This window comes from Streptomyces sp. SID5785 (assembly GCF_009870065.1).
Lineage (GTDB): Bacteria > Actinomycetota > Actinomycetes > Streptomycetales > Streptomycetaceae > Streptomyces.
Window position 1 is genome coordinate 1 of record NZ_WWIA01000647.1, and the last position, 4,300, is coordinate 4,300.

Below are 4,300 nucleotides of genomic sequence, written 5' to 3' on the forward strand. Positions count from 1 at the left end.
AACCGCCGGCCGGGGGCGGCGTGGGCGCCCCGAAGCCGCCCGCGGGCGGCGCGGGGGGCGCGGCGGGCGCGTCCTGCGGTTCGGGCTTCTTGTCGAGCGGGATCTGCGGCGGCTGGGCCGGCTGCTCGGGCTCGTTCGGCGGCTGGGGCGGCGGCTGCGTCATGGCGTGGGTACCTCGGGATGCCTTACGTGTGGGGACGGGGAAGGACGGACGTGACGTCAGTCGCCGTAGGCGAGCATCAGCTTCTGCTGGCCCTTGGCGCTGCCGGACAGGTTGGTGGCGGAGATGTAGAAGCGGCCGTCGGCGTACGCGACGTCCTTCGAGTAGAAGCCGCTCTCGATCGCGGCCGTGCCCGCCGGGTTCTGCAGCAGCGTCTTCGGCGTGTGCGGCTTGGCGATCGGGATGTTCAGGACACGGCCCGCCTGGCCGCCGTAGGACGCCTGCATGTACGTGACCACGCCGCCGTTCTCGACCTTCACCGGCAGCAGCGTCTGGTCCTCGGGAGACTTGACGCGCCAGCGCTCCTTGCCGCTGGTGAGGCTGATGGCGACGACCTCGTTGGCCCCGCCGGCCTTGCCGTCGGTGGGCATGTACAGCGTGCTGGCGTCGGTGACCGCGCCGGCACAGCCGCTCAGGTCCCGGTTGAGGAAGGAGAAGGAGCTGCCGCACTTGGTGTCGAGGCCGTCGACGCCGACCTCCGCCTGGACGGTCGCGCTGTTCTCCTTGAAGGAGGCGATGTTGTACTTCTTGTCGTCGTCGTTGGTGCTGTAGACGACGAGCGGGCTGACGGAGTAGACGTTCGAGATCTGCCAGTCCTTCGGGAACTTCTTCGTCCACAGGGCCTTGCCGGTGGCCGGGTCGAGCTGGCGCAGCTCCTCGTGCGCGTTGTCGCCGCCCGCACCGCAGGAGGCCACCGTGAGCAGCTTCTTGGCGTCGCCCGTGTAGGCCTTCGGGAAGCAGTCGTTGCCGTACTGCTCGACGACGAACTTCTTCTTGCCGGTCTTCGCGTCGAGGCCGAGACCGGACATCTGACGGCCGACCATGAGGGTGTCGCCCGCGTAGTTCAGACCGATCTGGGAGCTGGTGCCGTCGAAGAAGTCGTCCTTGTTCTCCCGCTCGGGGATCTTCGCCGACCAGCCCTTCTTGCCGGTGGCCAGGTCGATCTCCTGCACCTGGTTGCACTTGGCGCGCGAGGAGACACCGCTCTTGTACGCGACGACGATCTTGCCGTCGGCGGAGGGGTTCTTGGTGACCGAGCAGATCTTCTGCGGGAACGAGACGGCGGGCCAGCTGATCTTGCCGTCCGCCACGTCGTAGGCCAGGACCTCCTTGTACGCGGCCTTGACCGCGACCTTGTCGGTGATCCACATGCCGGGGGCGTCCGCGCCGTCGCCGGGCACCTTCGGGGCGGTCTTGTACCAGAGAACCTTCGCCTCGCCGTCCTCGCGGCCCGCGTTGAGGTCCTCGTCGCCGGCGTGCCCGTCGCCCTGCCCGTCGCCCGGGTTGACCGGGGCGGAGGCGGAGGCCTTGGGGTCCTTGCCCTTGGCGGTGGGCTTCTTCGGGTCCGTCTTGCCGTCGTCGTCGCCGCCGACCACGGCGAACACGACGCCACCCGCGACGAGCACGAGCGCGAGCGCGCCCGCGGCGATCGCCCAGGTCTTCCCCTTGATGCCGCCGCCACCGCCGCCGCCCTGGGGCGGCACGGGGGCGCCGGGCTGCTGCTGGGGCGGGTACCCGTACTGCGGCTGCTGGCCGTAGGGGCCGGGCTGCTGCGCGTAGGGGCCCGGCTGCTGCGGCTGGCCGTACGGGCCCGGCTGCTGCTGCGTGGGCTGACCGTACGGTCCGGGCTGCTGCGGGGCGCCGTAGGGGCCCGGCTGCTGGGGGTAGCCGTAACCGGGCTGCGGCGGCCCTGCGGGCGGCGGTGTCTGCGGCGGGCCCGCGGGCGGCGGCGGTGTCTGCGGCGCCTGCGGATCCTGCGGTGCTCCGAAGCCGCCGGCGGGCGGCTGGTTGGGCGGCTGAGTCATCAGCGCTCCCCCCTCTACTGCTGATGTACTGGCACGCCAGGCTGTTTTTCCGGACGTTCTCAGGTCGGTCACGAGGTGCGCTCAGGGCCCCCTCAGCCGCCCTTTCTATCACTCTGGGCGTGTACCACAGGGGCCGGTCGCTCCCCTGTTCCCAAGGGAGCACCGGCCCGTGATGCGTCCGTTACGCGCCTTCGCCCGTTCTCCGCAGACCTTCAGACGGTCTTCACGCGTCCTCGGCGAGTTCCAGCCAGCGCATTTCCAGCTCGTCGCGCTCGCCCGACAGCGCGCGCAGCTCGGCGTCCAGTTCGGCCACCTTCGCGAAGTCCGTGGCGTGCTCGGCGATCCGCGCGTGCAGCTTCGTCTCCTTCTCGGAGACCTTGTCCAACTGCCGCTCGATCTTCTGCAGTTCCTTCTTCGCGGCGCGGACGTCGGCGGCCGACGGGCCGGCCTTCGCGGCGGGTGCGGCGCTCGGGGCGGGCGCCGGGGCCGCGGCGTCGAGCATCCGCTGCCGGCGCTCCAGGTACTCGTCGATGCCGCGCGGCAGCATCCGCAGGGTCGCGTCGCCGAGCAGCGCGAACGTGTTGTCCGTCGTGCGCTCGATGAAGAACCGGTCGTGGGAGATCACGATCATCGACCCCGGCCAGCCGTCGAGCAGGTCCTCGAGCTGCGTGAGCGTCTCGATGTCCAGGTCGTTGGTCGGCTCGTCGAGGAACAGGACGTTCGGCTCGTCCATCAGCAGGCGCAGCAGCTGCAGCCGGCGGCGCTCACCGCCGGACAGGTCGCCGACGGGCGTCCACTGCTTCTCCTTGCTGAAGCCGAACTGCTCGCACAGCTGGCCCGCCGTCATCTCGCGGCCCTTGCCGAGGTCGACACGGTCACGGATCTGCTGCACGGCCTCCAGGACACGGAGCGTGCCGGGCAGCTCCGTCACGTCCTGCGACAGGTAGGCGAGGCGCACCGTCTTGCCGACGACGACCTTGCCGGCGGCGGGCTGGACGTCGCCCTGACTGCGGGCGGCGTCGGCGAGGGCGCGCAGCAGGGACGTCTTGCCCGCGCCGTTCACCCCGACGAGGCCGACGCGGTCGCCGGGGCCGAGCTGCCAGGTGAGGTGCTTGAGCAGGGTCTTGGGTCCGGCGGTGACGGTGACGTCCTCGAGGTCGAAGACGGTCTTGCCGAGGCGCGCGTTCGCGAACTTCATCAGCTCGCTCTTGTCGCGGGGCTCCGGGACGTCGGCGATCAGCTCGTTGGCCGCCTCGACGCGGAAGCGGGGCTTGGAGGTGCGGGCCGGGGCGCCGCGGCGCAGCCAGGCCAGCTCCTTGCGCACCAGGTTCTGCCGCTTGGCCTCCTCGGTCGCGGCGATCCGCTCGCGCTCGGCGCGGGCGAACACGTAGTCCGAGTAGCCGCCCTCGTACTCGTAGACGTCACCGCGCTGCACGTCCCACATCCGGGTGCACACCTGGTCGAGGAACCAGCGGTCGTGCGTGACGCAGACGAGGGCCGAGCGGCGGGCCCGCAGGTGGCGGGCGAGCCAGGAGATGCCCTCGACGTCCAGGTGGTTCGTCGGCTCGTCGAGGACGATCAGGTCCTGCTCGTCGATGAGCAGCTTCGCCAGCGCGATGCGGCGGCGCTCGCCGCCCGAGAGCGGGCCGATGACCGTGTCCAGGCCCTGCTCGAAACCGGGCAGGTCGAGGCCGCCGAACAGGCCCGTCAGCACGTCACGGATCTTGGCGTTGCCCGCCCACTCGTGGTCGGCGAGGTCGCCGATCACCTCGTGCCGGACGGTCGCCTCCGGATCGAGGGAGTCGTGCTGCGTCAGCACGCCGAGGCGCAGGCCGCCGCTGTGCGTGACGCGGCCGGTGTCGGCCTCCTCCAGCTTGGCCAGCATCCGGATCAGAGTGGTCTTGCCGTCGCCGTTGCGGCCCACGACGCCGATCCGGTCGCCTTCCTGCACGCCGAGGGAGACGCCGTCGAGGAGGGCACGGGTGCCGTAGACCTTCGAGACGTTCTCGACGTTGACCAGATTGACTGCCATTACGCTCCGCTCCTTGGGCCGACCATCCAGCGTAGTCGGGGTTCGGGGCGCGGATCGCCGTGGGCGGGGTGGGCTCGTGCGCGGCTGCGGGCCGGTGGGGCTTCTCGCGCAGGTCCCCGCGCCCCTGACATGCAGACCGTTCGGGTCGCATCTACCCGGTGCGCGGGCGCGGGGACCTGCGCACCGGGACGCGGCGGACGCGGACCAGGGGGGCCACCTCGCGGGGGCGGATGAGGCGGCCCA

General features: G+C 71.2%; 2 protein-coding genes. Both read right to left on the reverse strand.

Annotated elements, in window-relative coordinates; all coding sequences use genetic code 11:
* Positions 1-219: 219 nt before the first annotated feature.
* Entirely contained in the window at positions 220-2,025 is a 1,806-nt protein-coding gene (locus GTW43_RS21150) for a PQQ-binding-like beta-propeller repeat protein (RefSeq protein WP_161303589.1), read from the reverse strand.
* Between the two features lie 223 nt (positions 2,026-2,248).
* The gene (locus GTW43_RS21155; RefSeq protein ID WP_161303590.1) at positions 2,249-4,057 is read right to left on the reverse strand and encodes an ABC-F family ATP-binding cassette domain-containing protein; all 1,809 of its coding nucleotides are present in this window, start codon (positions 4,055-4,057) and stop codon (positions 2,249-2,251) included.
* Positions 4,058-4,300: the final 243 nt, after the last annotated feature.